The sequence below is a fragment of the Ralstonia mannitolilytica genome (assembly GCF_905397375.1).
GTDB lineage: Bacteria > Pseudomonadota > Gammaproteobacteria > Burkholderiales > Burkholderiaceae > Ralstonia > Ralstonia mannitolilytica.
The window spans coordinates 391,033-409,189 of sequence record NZ_CAJPVG010000001.1; the positions used below are offsets into that span (position 1 = coordinate 391,033).

Sequence of the window (18,157 nt, forward strand, 5' to 3'; positions counted from 1 at the left end):
GCGCCCCGGCTTCAGGCGCGCGCCAGCGCCTGATCCAGATCGGCCAGCAGATCATCGATATGCTCGATGCCGATCGACAGCCGGATCGTCTCCTGATGCACACCGGCCTTGGCAAGCTCCGCCTCGGACAGCTGCCGGTGCGTGGTCGATGCCGGATGCGTTGCCAGCGACTTGGCGTCGCCAATGTTCACCAGCCGCGTGAACAACTGCAGCGCATCCTGAAAACGCGCCCCGGCAGCAAAACCACCCTTCACGCCAAACGTGAGCAGCCCCGGCGCCTTGCCTGACAGGTATTTGTGCACGAGCCCGTGGTCGGGGTGATCGTCCAGGCTGGCGTGGTTGACCCACTCCACCTTGGCATGGCCGCGCAGATGCCGGGCGATCTGCGCCGCGTTCTGCGTGATGCGGTCGATGCGCAGGCCCAGCGTTTCGATGCCTTGCAGGATCAGGAACGCGTTGAACGGCGACAGCGCCGCGCCGGTATTGCGCAGCGGCACCACGCGGGCGCGGCCGATATACGCCGCATCGCCGAGCGCTTCCGTATAGACGACACCGTGGTAGCTGACGTCCGGCTCGTTCAGCCGCTTGAAGCGCGCCTTGTGCTTGGCCCACGGAAACTTGCCCGAATCGACGATCGCGCCGCCCAGGCTCGTGCCGTGGCCGCCCAGGTACTTCGTCAGCGAATGCACGACGATGTCGGCGCCATGTTCGAAGGGGCGCGCCAGGTACGGGGTCGGCACGGTGTTGTCGACGATGAGCGGCACGCCGTGGCGGTGCGCGATCTCGGCCAGCGCGGCAATGTCGGTGATGTTGCCGAGCGGGTTGCCGACGGTCTCGGCAAAGATGGCCTTGGTGCGGTCGTCGATCAGCGCTTCGAATGAAGCGGGGTCGCGCGGATCGGCAAACCGCGTGGTGATGCCCGACAGCGGCAGCGTGTGCGCAAAGAGGTTGTAGGTGCCGCCGTACAACGTGCTGGCCGAAACGATGTTGTCGCCGGCTTCCGCAATCGTCTGGATCGCATACGTGACAGCCGCCTGCCCCGACGCCAGCGCGAGCGCCCCGATGCCGCCCTCGAGCGCGGCGATGCGCTTCTCCAGCACATCGTTGGTCGGGTTCATGATGCGCGAGTAGATGTTGCCCGGCACCTTCAGGTCGAACAGATCGGCGCCGTGCTGCGTGTCGTCAAACGCAAAGGCCACCGTCTGGTAGATCGGCACGGCCACCGCGCGGGTGGTCGGGTCGGCGCTGTAGCCGCCGTGCACGGCAACGGTGTCGAGTTTCCAGGCGGGGGCGATCGTGCTCAGGGATGGCTGCGTCATGCTGGCGTCTCCGGAAGGTCGTTCCGGCGAGCATATGGGCAGGCCCGCGGCGTGCGAACGACCGTTTTCGTCTTTGCTTATTCGCTGTGCCCGCCCCGGGGAGTGATCCACGCACGACGCCGTGTGCCGCCAGCGGCACGAATCTCGCTGCACGCAGGGCACACGTTCCGACGGAGCACGACAATGGCAAACCATGGCGGCACCACGACTTCTTACTGGGCGGCAAACACCGAACTGGCCAGCGCGCCGCTGCAGGGCGATGCGACCTGCGATGCCTGCGTGATTGGCGCCGGCATGGCCGGGCTGTCGGTCGCCTATGAACTGGCCGCAGCCGGCGCATCGGTCATCGTGCTGGACGCCGACACGGCAGGCGCCGGTGAAACGGGCCGCACCACGGCGCATCTCATGACGGCGTTCGACGACCGCTACTTCCACATCGAGGACCACCTCGGCCGCGAGGCCGCGCACATGATCGCGCAAAGCCACGCCGCCGCCATCGACCGGATCGAGACGATCTGCACGGCGGAATCCATCGCCTGCGGTTTCGAGCGGGTGGACGGCTACCTCTTTGTCGAATCGCCCGAGGATGAGGACGTGCTGGCCAAGGAGTTCGAAGCGGCACATCGCGCCGGGCTCGTGGATGTCGAGCGCGTGAGCGCCGTGCAGACGGGCAAGGCGGTGCTGCGCTCGGCGCTGCGGTTTCCGCGGCAGGGCCAGTTGCATCCGTTGAAGTATCTTGGCGGCCTCATCGAGGCCATCCGCCGTCGCGGCGGCCAGGTGTACGGCAAGACGCGCGCAACCGGCGTCGAAGACGGCAGCCCCGCCCGCGTGCTTACCGCCGATGGCCACCGCATACGCGCGGGCAGCGTCGTGGTGGCGACCAACACGCCGTTCATCGACCGGTTTGCGATCCACACCAAACAGGCGGCCTACCGCACGTTCGTGGTCGCCATGAAGGTGCGCCGGGGCGACATGCCGAACTGCCAGTTCTGGGATACGCCCGACCCCTACCATTACGTGCGCATCGCCGGGGACCTCGACGCCGATCACCAGTTGCTCATCAGCGGGGGCGAAGATCACAAGGTCGGGCAGGCCGACGATGCCGACGCGCGCTTTGCCCGGCTCGTCCGCTGGACGCAGCAGCGCTTCCCGGTGGTGGACGACCCGCTGTACCGCTGGTCGGGCCAGGTCATGGAGCCGGTGGATGGCGTCGCCTTCATCGGGCGGAACCCGGGCGACGCGCATGTCTACGTGGTCACCGGCGACTCCGGCAACGGCATCACGCACGGCGCCATTGCCGGCATGTTGATCTGCGACCTCGTGCGCGGCCGCGACAATGCCTGGGCCGCGCTGTATGACCCGTCGCGCAGGTCGCTGTCGGCCGCGCTCGAATATGCCCGCGAGAACGCCAACGTCGCCGCGCGATATGCCGATTGGCTGGGCGGCGCCGCCGCCACGGCGTTGGACGCCATCCCGCTGGGCGAAGGCCATGTCGTCAAGGCGATCGGCCGGCATGTCGCCGCCTTCCGCAGCCAGGACGGCGTGCTGCACACCTTCGATGCCGCGTGCCCGCACCTGAAGTGCATGGTGCATTGGAACAGTCTGGAGAAGAGCTTCGACTGCCCCTGCCACGGCTCGCGCTTCGGCCCGGACGGCGCCGTGCTGCATGGGCCGGCCAACGTGGGGCTCAAGCGCATCGACGTGGGCAGCGACACAGAGCAGCGCTGAGCGGCTTCCGCGCTATTTCTCGTCCATCGCGCACGTCGACTCGGCCAGCGTGTGGAATGCCTGCTCCCCGGGAATCGTCTGTACGGGCTTGTAGTAGTCCCTCGGCCGCACCGACTCCGACGGCTTCTTGACCCCGAACAGGCAGATGTCGTGGAGCATCATGCCGTCGGCGCGCACGTAGCCGCCCTGGGTGTACATGTCGTCGATCATCATCGACCTGAGCTTGGCCATCACGCGGTCGGCGTCGTCCGTGCCCGCAGCCTGCACGGCGTTGAGACACGTGAGCATGGCGGAATAGTCGACCGCCTGCAGCAGGTAGGACGAAAAGTCCGGGGCGCCGAGCGGATGCTTCCTGCCACCCACCACCCTGCCGCCGCCCGCTGCGACCACGCGGGCGATGCGCCCCGAACGGCCCCGCCGGAGGAGCACACTGTCAAGCAGAGGCCGACAGTGGTGCGTTGAGGCGCTCGGCGCTCAGAAGACGCTGTTGATGACCACGACCGCATTCAGCGCCGTCACCAGCACCGTGGCCACGGTGGTCAGCACCACGACGCCGCGGCCGGCCACGTGCGGGCCCATCACATCGGGCCGACCCGTGAGCCAGACCAGCGCCGCCATCGGAAACGGCACCGCCATGCTCAGCACCACCTGGCTGAGCACCAGCGCCCGCGTCGCGTCCACCCCCGCCCCGATGACGATGAACGCCGGCACCATGGTGATCAGCCGCCGCAGCCAGACTGGAATGCGCACGTGCAGGAAGCCCTGCAGCACGATCTGCCCCGCCAGCGTGCCGACCACCGAACTGGACAGCCCCGAGGCGATCAACCCCACCACGAACACGACCGCCGCCGCCGCACCGAACAGCGGCATGAGCGTGACGTAGGCCGTTTCGATGCTGGCCACGTCGGCATGTGCGTCGTGAAACGCGCTGGCCGCTACCAGCACCATCGCCAGGTTGATGCAGCCGGCCACCGCCAGCGCCACCACCACCTCCACGTTGGAATAGCGCACCAGTTGCGCAGTCTCGCGCGCACTGCGCGGGCGCACGCGCGTATCGGTCAACCCCGAGTGCAGGAAGAGCGCATGCGGCATCACCGTCGCGCCCACGATGCCCGCCGCCAGCATCAGCGCATCCGGCGGCATGGCAGACGGCATCACGGCCTGGCGCAGCGCCGCCCCCCACGCAATGGGCAACATCCACACCTGGATGATGTAAGAGATACCGATCACGCCGACCAGCGCCCCGATCAGCAGTTCGACGCTGCGAAAGCCGCGCGCCTGCAATGTCAGCAGCAGATAGGTCGCGACGCCGGCCACCACCATCGCGTGCAGCAGCGGCATGCCGGTCAGCAATGCGATGCCCACGGCGGCGCCGACGAACTCCGCCAGGTCGGTCGCCATGGCGGCCAGCTCGCTGATGAGCCACATCGCCAGGGCGGCGGGCGCGGGCAAATGCGCGCGGCACAGCTGCGCCAGGTTCTGACCCGTGACGATGCCCAGCCGCGCCGACAGCGCCTGGAACAGCATCGCCACCACGTTGGCTGCCACCACCACCCACAGCAGCTGGTAGCCATAGCCGGCGCCAGCCTGGATGCCGGTCGCGATATTGCCCGGGTCGGTATACGCCACCGACACCACGATGGCCGGCCCCATGAGGGGCGCCAGCACCCGCCAGCCTCGGCGCCGCCCTTCGAGCACGTCGTGCACCTGCGCGACCACGCAGGCAGAGGCAGAAGGCTTGTCGTGCACGAGGGGGAGACTGTCGTCCATGGGCGCAATGGGAGGGAGGGGCGTGGCGCTGCGGGTATCCGCAATCGGCGTTCCCGGGCCGACCGGCAGCGGCATACACAAAGGCCGCGCGCGATGGAACAGCCGTTGCGGACAGACCTTCGCCACTCCGGCATACGCACACCTGAACACGCTCTCAGGAGAATCCCATGTTCATGCACAACAAGCGATTGCAGTACACCGTGCGGGTCAGCGAAACCGACCCGGGCCTCGCCAACCTGCTACTTGAGCAGTTTGGCGGCCCTCAAGGTGAGTTGGCCGCGGCCATGCGTTACTTCACGCAGGCGGTGGCCGAAGAGGATCCGGGCCGCAAAGACATGCTCTACGACATCGCCACCGAAGAGCTGAGCCATCTGGAAGTGATCGGCACCATCGTGGCCATGCTCAATCGCGGGGCCAAGGGTGAGCTGGCCGAAGCCGTGGACGAACAGGCCGAGCTGTACCGCAAGCTCAACGGCGCTGGCAACGACAGCCACGTCACGCAGGTGCTCTATGGCGGCGGTCCGGCGCTGACCAACTCCGGCGGCGTGCCCTGGACGGCCGCGTACATCGACTCCATCGGCGAGCCCACCGCAGACTTGCGCTCGAACATCGCCGCGGAGGCACGCGCAAAGATCATCTACGAGCGCCTGATGAACGTGACCGACGACCCCGGCGTGCGCGAGGCGCTCGGCTTCCTGATGACACGCGAGATTGCGCACCAGAAGTCGTTCGAGAAGGCGCTGTATTCCATCTCGGGCAACTTCCCTCCGGGCAAGCTGCCGCCGGTGCCGGAGTTCAGCGATGCGTACTTCAAGATGTCGCGTGGGGCACCGGTGGTGCAGGCGCCATGGAACAGCGGCACGGGCCTGGAGCTTGTCGAAGAGCCGCCCATCCCGGCCGACCCAGGCGGCGACGGCAGTGCCTCGGTCCAGTTGAGCGACGTTGAACTCGCCACGCTGCAGGCGATGAAGGAGCGCCAGGCCTCCGACACCGCCACCGACCCGCGCACCGGCGCCGAACTGGGCGAGATGGGCGCGCAGGACGAAGAAGGTACCGCGTAATCCGCAACCCGCAACTCGAGCCGGCCCTTCCGTTCCGGCGTGGTGCGGAGGGGCCTTTCAGGAGAGCACGCATGGAAACCCAGGAACTGCTGACCATCGTCGTGACCACACTCGCAGCCATTGCAGCCTATTCGCTGGTGCACGACCCGGCCGCCATACCCGGCGCCGTCGCCTCGCAAGCGGCCGTGCCGCGTTCGCGGCCGGCCCCCATGCTGGTGGACCTGGGATGGTGATGCACATGGCTTCCCCCGCCTCTGACAACAATGCAGCGCCGCGCATGTCCGACCTTCCCGATGCGCGCGCGGAATACGCCGGCTATACGATCCTCGTGTACGCGATCCAGAACGAACAAGGCGTGTGGCTGCCGCGGGTGACGGTGCTCCAGGGCGCAGAGCGCATCGAGATGCCGCAGCTCACGCAGGCGTGGCGCGGCTGGCTGACCCGCGGTGAAGCCGTGCGCGACGGCCTCGAGCAGGCGCATCTGCTGCTGAGCGGCGACCGGCATCAGCCGTGAACCCCCTCGGCGCTGCGCCGCTCGCGGGCCGGGCCTCGAATTGGCCGGACCCGCTCCATTGCGACACCGCCGGCTGGGAATGCAGCCGCTTGCCCGCGCGGCCGCCCACGGCGCGCTAGATCAGGGCGCCATAGGCGAGCGCCACCACGCATAGCAGCGCCACGAAGATCCAGCGGATGTCGGCCATCGGAGCGACCCGCGCTCAGCGCTTGGCCTCGAGCCCAGGCGTCTGTGCGCGGGTCAGGAAGGCCTGGGTCACTTCAGGCAGATGCTGCGACAGCCATTCGGCCATGGCGCGCTCCTGCGGCAGGATCGCGTCGCAGACGCGCACGGTCTCGGTGTCGCCGCAGTGCTGGGCCGCCGCGCGCAGCGTCGTATACGCCGCGATCTCCATGTGTTCGAACACATAGCCTGCCATCGAACCCTTGACGACTTCGTCCGAGACGAACATGCCGCTCAGGCCCTGCCCGAATGCGGTGATGCGCGCGGCCATGTCCTTGATGGCCGACGTGCTGCCGCCGAGCCGGTCGATGCACGACTTCACCATGCGCTGCTGCTCCCGCGTCTCTTCGATGTGCTGATCGATGCGTGCCTTGAGCTGCGGGTAATGCTCGAGCCGCGACGATTGGGAGCGCAGCATGTGTTCGGCCTGTTCTTCCATGGCGTGCGCGTCGCGCAACCAGTCGAGCAGATGGTCTTTGGCGGAGGTGGTCATAGGAACTCCTGTGTCGAGTGGAGCCAACGACAACGCAATGCACGGGCCTGGCCGCTCTGGCAAGAGGCGGCGTGCGTCCGGCGAGCGGCACACGCATTGCTGCATCGTGCATGCAGGACTTGTTGCCTGCACCAACGACGGAGCAAATGATGTCCAACCAGAAGCGTAGCGAAGACAAGAGCAGTCAGACGTCCCGAAACGAAAACCGCCGCGACGAGGAACGCCGCGAGGGCGGCTCGGCGGAAAACCGGCGCGAGGAAGACCGCGAGCGCGAAAGCCGGCGCGATGAAGAACAGCGCCGCGAGCGCCGCGACGAAGAGCAGCGTCGCCAGGAGTAAGCCCGCAACATCGTCCGGCCCGGGCCTCGCCGATGCGTTGCGGGGCCCTTTTTTTTGCCCCGCCCAGTGAGACCTGCCATGACGCGCCCCTTCTCCGTTGACGACATCCTCCACCATGAGCGCATCACCGGCCTGGCTGCGTGCCCGGCACAGCGCGCGGTCTATTGCGTGGAATCGATCGACGCCCATGCCGACGCATACCGATCGTCTCTCTGGATCGCCGGCAACGAAGACGAACCGCCGTGGCAGCTCACCAGCGGCACCGCGCTCGACAGCGCCCCGCAATGGGCGCCCGATGCGCGCACCATCGCCTTTCTTTCCGACCGCGACGGCGGACCGCCGCAGATTTACACGATCCGCCCGCACGGCGGCGAGGCGCGCCGGCTCACGAACCTGCCCAATGGCGTGCAGACCTTCGCCTGGGCGCCCGATGGAAGGTCGCTGCTGGCCATCGCGCTCGCGCACGTCGACCCGCCGGACACGACGCACGGCAAGCGTTGTGCAGAAGGTGTGCAGGTCATCACGGAAGTGCCGTACAAGCTGGACGGTGTCGGCTTCACGCTCGATGAACGTACGCACCTGTTTACCGTCGATGCCGGCAGCGGCGCGCACCGGCAGCTCACACAGGGGCGCTACGAAGTCCGGCACGCAACGTGGAGTGCCGATGGCGAATCGCTGTACTACACACGCACGCGCGAAGGCAGGATGGCGCACCGCACCGACATCTGGACCCTGCGCCGCGACGGCACGGATGCGCGCCAGCTCACGCACGAAGTGGCCATCGTGCAAGACCCGGTGCCCTCGCCGGATGGCAAGCGCATCGCCTTTGCGGGCAGCGAGTGCGGCGGAGATTCCCAGACGCGGCTGTGGTGCCTCGACCTCGGCACGGGCAGCGTCAGCGGGCTCGGCAGCGCGGACATCGAAGTGGTTTCCGGCAAATCGCTGCACTGGTCTGCCGCGTCCGATGCCGTGGAGACCATCGCCGCCCGCAACGGCCTGCAGGAGGTGGCGCGCATCGACGCGGCGTCCGGACGCACCGAGACGGTGTTGTCCGGCCTCAGGCACATCTCGGCCATGAGTCGCGCGGGCGACACGCTGTACTTCGTGGCCGAGTCGATCGGCGAGCCCGGGCAGCTGCACGTCTGGGACGCCGGCAGCGGTGAAGAGCGCCAACTCACGGCACTCAACGCATGGTGGTACGAGCGCTGCCTGCCCGAGGTGCGCTACGAACCCTTTGTGGTGAAGAGCGATGCGGGCGGTGAGGAGACGGTCTGGGCCTGGGTCATCCGCAGTGCGCAGCCGCACACACCGGGGCCGTTGCTGATCGACTTTCATGGCGGGCCGGCGAGCTACGTGCTGCTGTCGTTCGCATCACACCCGTACTGGAACATCCTGTGGTCGCACGGGTGGACGATCGTGGCCGTCAACGCCGTGGGTTCGAGCAGCTTCGGCCGCGCATTCAGCGACAGGCTGCGCGGCCGGTGGGGTGAGCTGGACCTGCCGCAGCACCTCGCGGTGGCCGATACGCTGCACGCGAGTGGCGTGCACAACGGCATGCTCGCGGCTGCCGGCAAATCGTATGGCGGCTATCTCGCCGCATGGGCGGCGTGCACGACGGACCGGTTCCGCGCTGCGATCGTCTCCGCGCCGGTGGCCGACCTGCGCAGCCATTTCGGCACATCCGATTCGGGCCCGTATGCCGACCCCTACGCGCTGGACGGCAGCCCGTGGGACGCGCCGCAGACGTACAACCGCCTGTCGCCGGTTGCGTGTGCAGCGAATACCGTGACGCCGATGCTGCTTCTGCAAGGCATGGACGACGAGCGCTGCCCGCGCGGGCAAGCCGAGCAGCTCTTCACCGCGCTCGCCGCCACCGACGCAGCCCCGGCGGAACTGGTGCTCTACCCTGGCGGCGGGCACCACTTCTTCGAGGACGGCCGCCCGTCGTACCGCATCGACGCGGCAGCACGCACGGTGGACTGGCTCACCCAGTGGCTCGCGCTGGAGCCGCCCCACCGCTGATGCGCGGCCGGATGCGTGCTATGTCTTCCACCCTTCGGCCGACATCCGTCCGAGGAGGATGCCGGCGCTCAACGCCATCCCAAGCGATATGAAACCCTCCGGCAGCCCAGAGGCGGTCCATCCCGTCGGTGCGCCGTCTGTGGGAATGAACCGGAATTCGCTGTGCCATCTGCCGTCTTCGCCCCGATCTGCGCGCACTTCCACGCGCCCCTTGTTCGCGCTCACTGTGGTCTGCATGCTCTTCTCCGTTGCCATCGCCGGTCTCCGCCTCGCATTCGGATGGCCCTTCCGTGAATGACCATACGAACGGCCGAAACGGGTGTCCAGCGTCTTATGCGCGACTCTGCGCAATAGTGATACGGGCGTTGGCTCTTACCGATGTGACGCCGGACGCAGGAGAGGAATTTGCTACGTGCGGCGTCCGTGCTCAAAGAGCGGCTCGCCGGCCTGCGTGAGCTCCAGGCCGCGCGTGCAGCGGCGCTGCCACTGCGCGCCGGTTTCGCGCGCCAATGCCTTCAGACGGCTGCTCAGGTTCGAGCGTGTCATGGCGGGCTTTTGCGCGGCGGAGGTAAAACTGCGCGCCTCCACGATCTCGACCAACAGGTGGATGAGCTTGAGCTCCATGGCGGGGCAGGAACAGCAGCTCGGCGTTGTTCAATGGCATTCACCAGTGTGCGCAATCCCAAGCAGATTGTTCAGCGCCGTCCAATCCGGCATGCTGCGTAGATTCGAACCACAGCCAGACCGAGGCACCGAGACCTCGCGCCCGTCACCACGGAGACACGCATGACCGCCCACCTGATCTTCGACGATCGCCCCACCGACGCCGATACGCTGCTCGCGCGCGGCGCCGCCCTTGCCGGCGGTCTGCGCCGCATGGGCGTGCAGGAGGGCGACGTGATCGGCGTGCAGCTGCGCAATGCACCGGCCTACATCGACGTGATGCACGCCTGCCGCATCGCGGGATGCTACTTCTGCCCGATCAACTGGCACTTCACGCCGGCCGAGGTGGAATTCCTCGTGCGCGATTCGGGCGCCAAGGTATTGATCGGCCATCGCGATCTCGTCGACGCGGCGGAACCGCTGCTGCCGGCCCATGTGCAGCTGCTGCGCGTGGACGCCGAAGGCACCGACCGTGCCGACGGCTATGCCAACTGGCTTGCGCTGCAGACGCCGTACGACGGGCCGCTGGTATCGCCGCGCGGGCACATGGCCTATACCTCGGGCACTACCGGGCGGCCCAAGGGCGTGGTGCGTCAGGCCGTGCCGCTCGACCAGCTCGACGCGCATCTGCAGAAGGCCCGTGCCGTGGTGGCGGCCACGTTCGGTATCGTGCCGGGCTGCCGTGCGCTGGTGCCGGCGCCGCTCTATCACAGCGCACCCAGCCTCTTCGCTCAGCAAGCCGCGCAGATGGCGGAGCTGCTGGTGGTGAACGCGCGTTTCGATGCGCTGCGCGTGCTCGAGCAGATCGAGCGCTACCGCATCGACACCGTCTACCTCGTGCCGATCATGTATGTGCGCCTGCTCAAGTTGACGGAGGAAGAACGCAGCCGCTACGACCTGTCTTCGCTGCGCTTCGTGGCGTCCACCGGTGCACCGTGCGCGCCGGAGATCAAACGCAAGATGATCGACTGGCTCGGCCCCGTCATCTATGAAACCTATGCGTCGAGTGAAACCGGCATGATCACGGTGATGGACCCGCGCGACGCAGCCGCCCGCCCCGGCAGCGCGGGCCGCCCGGTGTGCGACGCCGAGGTGCGCATCCTGCGCGAAGACGGCACGCCATGCGCGACGGGCGAGATCGGCCTGATCTACAGCCGCCAGCCCGCCTACCCCGATTTCACCTACCGCGGCAACGACGAGGCGCGCCGCAAGATCGAGCGCGACGGCCTCGTCACGCTCGGCGACATGGGCTATCTCGATGCCGACGGCTACCTGTATGTGTGCGACCGCGCATCGGACATGGTCATCTCGGGCGGCGTGAACATCTACCCGGCCGAGATCGAACATGCGCTGCTGCGCCACCCCGATGTGGTCGACTGCGCCGTCTTTGGCGTGCCGTGCGATGAATACGGCGAGCGCCTCGTCGCGGTGGTGCAGACCGAACGCAAAGACCCGCAGGCCGAACCCGTGATCGAATGGCTGCGCGGGCAGATTGCAGGCTTCAAGATCCCGCGCCAGATTGAATTCACCACAGCACTGCCGCGCGACGACAACGGCAAGATCGCCAAGCGCCGGCTGCGCGATGCGTGGTGGGGCGACCGGCAGCGACGCGTATAAGGCTGCACGCACCGCCGCCGGCATCGGTCACGCAACTACCGCCTCCTGCGCTGTGCCCGACTTGGCGAACAGCGTGCGCTCCGTGAACTTGATGTTCTGCGGATCGTAGTACGGGTCGGCCCATGCGCCGGTCGGCTTCAACACCAGCGGCTTGTCGGCCGTGGCCTTCGATTCCCCCGCGCGAAAGCGGTAGTGGTCGAACAGGCGGATGGCCTCGATCGCATAGGCCGTGACGATGGCCGGGTCGTAGATGGCGATCAGGCTGTCGCCGTTCTGCTCTTCGCCGCCCTTTGACAGGTTGGACGAGCCGCAGAACACGACCGGCTCATCGCCATTGAAATCGCACACGACAAACTTGTGGTGGATGTGCTGGCCGGTGCCGGCATCCACTTCCTGCTTGAACGGCGCAGGCGCTTCGTCCTTCAAATACGCGAACGACACGGTTTGCGACGGCACATCGCGGCCGGGCGCAAAGGCATCGACACCACCCTGCTTGTCGATCACGCCCAGCGAGAGCAGCCCAGCCTTGTGCGGCACCACCTGTTCGAGCGTGGTCAGCATCTCGCCGCCGCCATCGGTGGCCATCACCGCAAACAGCACGGACGACAGCGCGCCCTTCACGCGGTCGGCCGCTTCCGTCAGCAACGCATCGGTCTGATGCGGCGAGAAGCCGAAGCGCGCACGCGGCGTGCTGCCTTGCGGCACCGCCTGCCAGCTGGCGGCCAGCGCGTCGGCGCGGAAGGCTGCGGCCACCTTGCGGCTGCCGGCGGCGTCTTCACCGTATTGACCGATCCATCCCCACAGACGCTCGAACACCTGCGCATATAGCTGCGCGGCGTCTTGCTCGAACACGAGCACGCTGTTGGCCTGCACATACAACCCGCGCAGCGAGAAGTTGGCAGAACCGGCCAGCACGCGCACCGGCTTGCCGGCCGCATCACGCAGCAAGATGGCCTTGTGGTGCTGGAACCGCGCCAGGTGCGTGCGGCGGACATCGGCGCCGGCCTGCCGGAAGTAGTCAGTCGCTTGCGTCTCAAACGCGTTGGCGGTGCCATGGCCCGTCGGGCTGGCGCCAGTGCCGACGTAGTTGTCCTGAATCACGCGGACCTTGCGGCCGTTCTGCGCAAGCCACGCAATCGCACGGATGATGTCGGGCTCGTCCAGATCATAGGCCAGCACGTCGATGCCGTAGCCCTCGGACGCATGGCACTGGTTCAGCAGATCGATGATGAGACGGCGGCCGGTGGCGCCCAGGTAGGCGTACTTGTTCTGATACGGCTGCGTGTCGTACAGCAGCGGCGATTTTGTCTGCGCGCGCTTGTCCGGCGCCAGCGCGGTGTTGCCGCCGTAGTGATCGATGAACGCCTGCGACGACACATACCCACGCACCATGCCCACGGTGGCCCAATCGCTCATCGGCTGCTGCAGCGTGACAGTGGCGGTGCGCGTGGCGCGCGTCTCCAATTGCACAGGGTTCGTCGACGCGAAGTAGCGCGCGTGCACGGTGTAAGTCAGCTGCGCAGCGGCATGCGGCGGAAAGTGGACCCAGTGGAACGACTGAAACGGCGCGTCGATGGAATCGGCATAGTGGCCGGCCTTCAGCGGCGCATCTGCATGGATGGGCGTGTCGAAGGTGAGCCGGTTGGGCACCCAGTAAGGTGCCCCGCCCTGCGGCGTGCACTGGATGGCAAAACCGGCCAGATCGGCGCGATCGGCATCGGCCACATCAAAGGCGAACAGCACGGCGCTGTCGCCCTGATACACCTTCACCTGAAATGAATCGACGGATGTCGCCATGGGAGCCTCCTGGGGTGGCAGAGCATCCGTCCAGTTAGCACCGCGATTGTGACAACCATCTGACGCCGGGCACCGAAACCTGGCCGCCATGCAGGTTGGCAGGCGGCAACGTCAAGGTGGCTTCGCTCTGGCCTGCGGATCGACCAGCATGGAGGTGGACGACCCGCCATTTTCGGGCATACCGACCCCCGGCGATTCAACCAAGCCCCGCCAGCGGATGTACCTCCGCCCGCCAGGGCGACGTCAGAAAATGCCGCACCCGCTCGGGCCGCACCTGCGGCAGCGTGGCCGGCGCCCAGCCGGGCCGGTGATCCTTATCCACCAGATGCGCGCGCACGCCTTCGCAGAAATCGCCTTCCTGGATTCCGCGCGCAACGATGCCCAGCTCCATTTGGAAGCATTCCGCCAGTGACAACTGCCGGCCCCGCAGCAACGCTTCGCGCGTGACATGCAGCATCGTCGGCGAATGCGTGGTCATGGCGTCAAGCGTCGCCTGCAGCCACTGGCGCGGCTCGCGTGCCGGTTCGCGTTCGAGGCTCTCTCGCAGCGTGGCCACAATGCGATCGACCGAAGACCGCCGGTCGAAATAGCGCAACACCCACGGCATCGCCTGTGCAAGCGGCGCGTGCGGAACGATGTTGCACGGCGGCTCGAATACGCGGCGCAACGCCTGCATGAGGTCGCCATCGTGCGGCATGCGCTGCAGGCGGTCTTCGAACGAGGCGAGCCATTCGGCAGGCACGCACATATCGGCCAGGTGGCAATGCAGCGCATCGGCGCCGGTGAGCGTCACGCCCGTCAGGCCGACATACAGCTCAAGCTCGGGCGCCATCACGCTCAGAAAGCGCGTGGCGCCCACGTCGGGCAGAAAACCGATCCGCGTTTCCGGCATCGCCATCTTCGTGCGCTCGGTCACGACGCGCAGCCGTGCGGCCTGCCCGAGGCCCATGCCGCCGCCCATGGTGATGCCATCCATCAGCGCAACGATGGGCTTCGGGAACTGGTGCAGCGCGTAGTCGAGCCGGTATTCGTCGACGAAGAATTGCAGCCAGCCGTCGTCGCCGTCCATGCGGCCCTGTTGCGCCAGCTGATAGAGCGCCCGCACATCGCCGCCGGCACAGAAGCCTTTCTGGCCCGCGCCGCGCAGCACCAGCGCGGCGATGCCGTCGTCATGGCGGCATTGCTCCAGTAGCGTGGCCAACTGGCGCACCATGCCGTGCGACAGCGCATTCAGCGCAGACGGCCGGTTCAAGGTGATGACGGCCACGCGGTTCACCACGCGCATCAACACCTCGGGCTCGGCAGCGGCGGCCTGGGGCGTCGCCGCCTGCAGTTGGACGGCACTCATTGCAGCGTCTCCGATTCGTGTGAGGAATGCCAGCGCGGCGCGCGCTTCTCCAGAAAGGCATTCACGCCCTCGCGCTGGTCCGGGTGGTCGAACAGATCGACAAAGCGCTCGCGCTCCACGGCCAGCGCCGCGCTGCGCGGCACGCCATTGCGCGCCTGATGGATGAGCTGCTTGCTGAAGGTGACGGCCTGCGGGCTCAACGTCGTCACCCGCAGCGCCATGGCGATGGCGGTTTCGCGAGCAGCGCCCGTTTCCACCACCTCTTCCACCAGGCCGATGCGCAGGGCGGTCTGCGCATCGACGCGTTCGCCGGTCAGGATCATGCGCTTGGCCCAGCCCTCACCCACGAGCCAGGGCAGCGTCTGCGTGCCGCAACCGCAGCACAGCAGGCCGACGGCCGTCTCCGGCACGGCCAGCTTGGCATGGGCCTCGGCGATGCGGATGTCGCATGCCAGCGCGCACTCCAGGCCACCGCCCATCGCAAAGCCGTTGATGGCGGCGATCACCACCGGGCGCGCATTCTGCAGCGCCTCGAACGCGGCACCGAAACGTGCAGCGGCCTCGCGCGCGACATCGCGATCGCCATCGGCAAAGGTGTTGAGGTCGGCGCCCGCGCTGAAGAACTTCGGCCCATCGCCGGTGACGACGATGGCGCGCACGCGTGCATCGGCGTTCAATCGCTCGACGGTGCCTTGCAGCTGCAGCAGACCTTCCGGGGTGAACGCGTTGGCCGGCGGACGCTTGAGCGTCAGCACTGCGACGGTGCCCTCATGCAGCGTTTCCAGTTCGATCATCACGCCGCTCCGTCTTTCCGATACAGCTTGATGACGGCGGAGAAATCCAGCTTGCCATCGCCCTTGCTGCTCACGGTTTGATAGAGCTGCTGCGCCAACGCGCCCAGGTAGACCGGCTGACGGACGGACTTTGCTGCGTCACCGGCCAGGCCCAGATCCTTGAGCATGAGGTCGGTGCCAAAGCCGCCCGTGTAGCCGCGCGACGACGGCGCGGTCTCGATCACGCCCGGGAACGGGTTGTAGGTGTCTGAACTCCAGCACCGGCCCGTCGACGTGTTGATGATGCCGCCCAGCACCTTCGGGTCAATGCCCAGCGCCTCGCCCAGCGACATGGCTTCGGCCACGCCGGCCATGGTGATGCCGAGCACGAGGTTGTTGCAGATCTTCGCGCCCTGGCCCGCGCCGGTGTCGCCGCAATGCACGAGGTTCTTGCCCATGGCGGACAGCACCGGACGCACCTGCTCGAACGCCTGTGCGGTGCCACCGACCATGAACGTCAGCGTGCCGGCTGCCGCGCCGCCCGTGCCGCCCGAGACCGGCGCATCGACAAAGGTGTTGCCGTGCTCGGCCGCCAGCGCGGCAAACGCCTTCACGCTGGCCGGGTCGATGGTGCTCGAATCGATGATGGGCACGCCCTTGGCGATACCCGCCAGCACGCCGTCTTCCGCCGTCAGCACGTGGCGTACATGCGCGGCGGCGGGCAGCATGGTGATCACGGTTTCCGCGCCCGTCGCGGCGTCCTTGGGAGATGCAGCGGCCATGGCACCGGCTTCCACCAGCGCGCCCACGGCCTGCGTATTCAGATCAAAGACGGTCAGCGCGTGGCCCGCCTTGAGCAGGTTGCGCGCCATCGGGGCACCCATGTTGCCCAGGCCGATGAATGCGATTTTCATGTCAACGCTCCCGGTGCGATCAGCGCAGGCTGATGGTGGTATTTACGCCGCCGGCATCGACCGCGTCGTCAAACCAGCGCGCCGTGACCGTCTTCGTTTGCGTGTGGAACTGCACGACCTGCTTGCCGTACGGGCCCAGGTCACCCAGCTTGGAGCCGCGTGAGCCGGTAAAGCTGAAGTACGGCACGGGCACCGGAATGGGAATGTTGATACCGACCTGCCCCACGTCGATCTCGCTCTGGAACTTGCGCGCCGCCGCACCGCTCTGCGTGAACAGGCCCACGCCGTTGCCGAACGGGTTGGCATTGACCAGCGCAATCGCATCGTCCAGCGTAGGCGCGGTCAGCACCAGCAGCACGGGCCCGAAGATTTCGTTGGTGTAGATGTCCATATCGGTCTTCACGTCGGTAAAGACGGTGGGACCGATGAAGTTGCCGTCTTCGTAACCCGCGACGCGCACATTGCGGCCGTCGAGCGCCAGCGTGGCGCCCTGCTGCACGCCCGATTCGATCAGCCCGAGAATGCGTTGCTTGGCGGCGCGTGACACGACGGGGCCGACATCGGTACCCGGCTCGACACCGGCATTCACCTTGAGCGTTTTTGCCTTGGCGATCAGATCCGGCACCCACTGCTGCGCGGCGCCCACCAGCACGACGACGGAGGTCGCCATGCAGCGTTGCCCCGCTGCGCCGAAGGCCGCACCCACCAGCGCATTGATGGCCTGCTCGCGATTCGCGTCCGGCAGCACCACGGCGTGGTTCTTCGCGCCCATCATCGATTGCACGCGCTTGCCGTGCTCGCTGCCGAGGCGATACACATGCGTGCCGACCGCGGTGGACCCGACAAACGAAATCGCCTTCACATGCTCGTGCGTGCACAGCGCATCCACCACGTCCTTGCCGCCGTGCACGACGTTCAGCACGCCCGGCGGCACCCCGGCTTCCAGCGCCAGCTCAACGAGCTGCATGGTCGACAGCGGATCCTGCTCCGAAGGCTTGAGCACGAACGTGTTGCCGCACACGATGGCCATCGGAAACATCCACAGCGGAATCATGGCCGGGAAGTTGAACGGCGTGATGCCCGCGCACACGCCAATCGGCTGGCGCAGCGTGTAGGTGTCGACCGCGCCCGCCACGTTCTCCAGGAATTCGCCCTGCTGCAGCGAGCCCACCGAGCACGCATGCTCCACCACCTCCAGCCCGCGGAAGATGTCGCCTTCTGCATCGGGCAGCGTCTTGCCCTGCTCGGCCGTCAGCGTGCGGGCAATGCGCGGCGAGTGCTCGCGAATCAGCGCCTGGAACTTCAGCATGATGCGCATGCGCGCGCCGACCGGCGTGTTCTTCCACGTGGCAAACGCAGCGTGTGCGGAGCGGATGGCCGCGTCCACTTCGCCGGCCGTGGCAAACGGCACGCGCGCCAGCACTTCCTGCGTGGCGGGGTTCACGATGTCGCGCCATTCCTTCGACTGCGATTCAACAAATTCGCCGCCGATCAGCAGCTTGACGGTGGGCGGGGTGTCCTGCTGTGCAGCAGGCTTGGCGGAAGCGAGGGAAGCAACGGCGCTCATGGGAGTCTCCT

The 18,157-nt window shown here is 67.2% G+C and carries 17 protein-coding genes; 7 read left to right on the forward strand and 10 right to left on the reverse strand.

Features of this window, described 5'->3' with window-relative positions; translation table 11 throughout:
- Positions 1-11 precede the first annotated feature (11 nt).
- Positions 12-1,319, reverse strand: coding sequence for an O-acetylhomoserine aminocarboxypropyltransferase/cysteine synthase family protein (locus tag KHN96_RS01700; RefSeq protein ID WP_062738791.1), 1,308 nt, complete (start codon positions 1,317-1,319; stop codon positions 12-14).
- A gap of 183 nt (positions 1,320-1,502) precedes the next feature.
- On the opposite strand from KHN96_RS01700, the gene KHN96_RS01705 reads away from it, so the two are divergent.
- Positions 1,503-3,047, forward strand: a complete 1,545-nt coding sequence (locus tag KHN96_RS01705) for an FAD-dependent oxidoreductase (protein ID WP_045219540.1) — start codon at positions 1,503-1,505, stop codon at positions 3,045-3,047.
- A 12-nt stretch (positions 3,048-3,059) separates the two neighbouring features.
- Here the strand turns inward: KHN96_RS01705 and KHN96_RS01710 are convergent, their stop codons facing one another.
- A complete protein-coding gene (locus KHN96_RS01710) occupies positions 3,060-3,437 on the reverse strand; it encodes an ABC transporter substrate-binding protein (RefSeq protein ID WP_115044478.1) in 378 nt (125 codons plus the stop codon).
- Between the two features lie 84 nt (positions 3,438-3,521).
- Positions 3,522-4,817 (reverse strand): Nramp family divalent metal transporter, encoded by a 1,296-nt coding sequence (locus KHN96_RS01715; RefSeq protein ID WP_062738789.1) that lies wholly within the window; start codon positions 4,815-4,817, stop codon positions 3,522-3,524.
- Between the two features lie 167 nt (positions 4,818-4,984).
- Here KHN96_RS01715 and KHN96_RS01720 point away from each other — a divergent pair, with 167 nt between their 5' ends.
- The 3 genes from KHN96_RS01720 to KHN96_RS01730 all read left to right on the forward strand — a co-directional run bounded on the left by KHN96_RS01720 (position 4,985) and on the right by KHN96_RS01730 (position 6,392).
- The gene (locus KHN96_RS01720; RefSeq protein WP_045219532.1) at positions 4,985-5,878 is read left to right on the forward strand and encodes a manganese catalase family protein; all 894 of its coding nucleotides are present in this window, start codon (positions 4,985-4,987) and stop codon (positions 5,876-5,878) included.
- A gap of 71 nt (positions 5,879-5,949) precedes the next feature.
- Complete coding sequence (locus tag KHN96_RS01725; protein WP_181817437.1) at positions 5,950-6,111, forward strand: hypothetical protein; 162 nt, start codon at positions 5,950-5,952, stop codon at positions 6,109-6,111.
- Between the two features lie 44 nt (positions 6,112-6,155).
- On the forward strand, positions 6,156-6,392 hold the full coding sequence (locus KHN96_RS01730) for a DUF6566 family protein (protein WP_147282545.1): 237 nt from the start codon (positions 6,156-6,158) through the stop codon (positions 6,390-6,392).
- 202 nt (positions 6,393-6,594) lie between these two features.
- Here KHN96_RS01730 and KHN96_RS01735 read toward each other — a convergent pair whose 3' ends face one another.
- Complete coding sequence (locus KHN96_RS01735; RefSeq protein ID WP_045219528.1) at positions 6,595-7,107, reverse strand: ferritin-like domain-containing protein; 513 nt, start codon at positions 7,105-7,107, stop codon at positions 6,595-6,597.
- 110 nt (positions 7,108-7,217) lie between these two features.
- Between KHN96_RS01735 and KHN96_RS01740 the strand changes: the two genes are divergently transcribed.
- Positions 7,218-7,445, forward strand: coding sequence for a hypothetical protein (locus KHN96_RS01740; protein WP_147282544.1), 228 nt, complete (start codon positions 7,218-7,220; stop codon positions 7,443-7,445).
- Between the two features lie 78 nt (positions 7,446-7,523).
- The gene (locus KHN96_RS01745; protein WP_062738787.1) at positions 7,524-9,467 is read left to right on the forward strand and encodes a S9 family peptidase; all 1,944 of its coding nucleotides are present in this window, start codon (positions 7,524-7,526) and stop codon (positions 9,465-9,467) included.
- Between the two features lie 408 nt (positions 9,468-9,875).
- Here the strand turns inward: KHN96_RS01745 and KHN96_RS01750 are convergent, their stop codons facing one another.
- Positions 9,876-10,091 carry a helix-turn-helix domain-containing protein gene (locus KHN96_RS01750; protein WP_045219522.1) on the reverse strand — a complete coding sequence of 72 codons (216 nt, stop codon included), beginning with the start codon at positions 10,089-10,091 and terminating at the stop codon, positions 9,876-9,878.
- Positions 10,092-10,253: 162 nt separating this feature from the next.
- Between KHN96_RS01750 and KHN96_RS01755 the strand changes: the two genes are divergently transcribed.
- A complete protein-coding gene (locus KHN96_RS01755) occupies positions 10,254-11,747 on the forward strand; it encodes an acyl-CoA synthetase (RefSeq protein ID WP_062738786.1) in 1,494 nt (497 codons plus the stop codon).
- A gap of 27 nt (positions 11,748-11,774) precedes the next feature.
- Here the strand turns inward: KHN96_RS01755 and KHN96_RS01760 are convergent, their stop codons facing one another.
- The 5 genes from KHN96_RS01760 to KHN96_RS01780 all read right to left on the reverse strand — a co-directional run bounded on the left by KHN96_RS01760 (position 11,775) and on the right by KHN96_RS01780 (position 18,146).
- On the reverse strand, positions 11,775-13,544 hold the full coding sequence (locus KHN96_RS01760; RefSeq protein ID WP_062738785.1) for a phospholipase D-like domain-containing protein: 1,770 nt from the start codon (positions 13,542-13,544) through the stop codon (positions 11,775-11,777).
- Between the two features lie 196 nt (positions 13,545-13,740).
- Complete coding sequence (locus KHN96_RS01765) at positions 13,741-14,892, reverse strand: enoyl-CoA hydratase/isomerase family protein (protein WP_062738784.1); 1,152 nt, start codon at positions 14,890-14,892, stop codon at positions 13,741-13,743.
- A complete protein-coding gene (locus KHN96_RS01770; protein ID WP_062738783.1) occupies positions 14,889-15,686 on the reverse strand; it encodes an enoyl-CoA hydratase in 798 nt (265 codons plus the stop codon). The genes KHN96_RS01765 and KHN96_RS01770 overlap by 4 nt, the downstream gene beginning before the upstream one ends.
- Positions 15,686-16,579: a 3-hydroxyisobutyrate dehydrogenase gene (mmsB, locus tag KHN96_RS01775; RefSeq protein ID WP_062738782.1), complete on the reverse strand. Its 894-nt coding sequence runs from the start codon at positions 16,577-16,579 to the stop codon at positions 15,686-15,688. The genes KHN96_RS01770 and mmsB overlap by 1 nt, the downstream gene beginning before the upstream one ends.
- Positions 16,580-16,598: 19 nt before the next feature.
- Complete coding sequence (locus KHN96_RS01780) at positions 16,599-18,146, reverse strand: CoA-acylating methylmalonate-semialdehyde dehydrogenase (protein WP_062738781.1); 1,548 nt, start codon at positions 18,144-18,146, stop codon at positions 16,599-16,601.
- Positions 18,147-18,157: the final 11 nt, after the last annotated feature.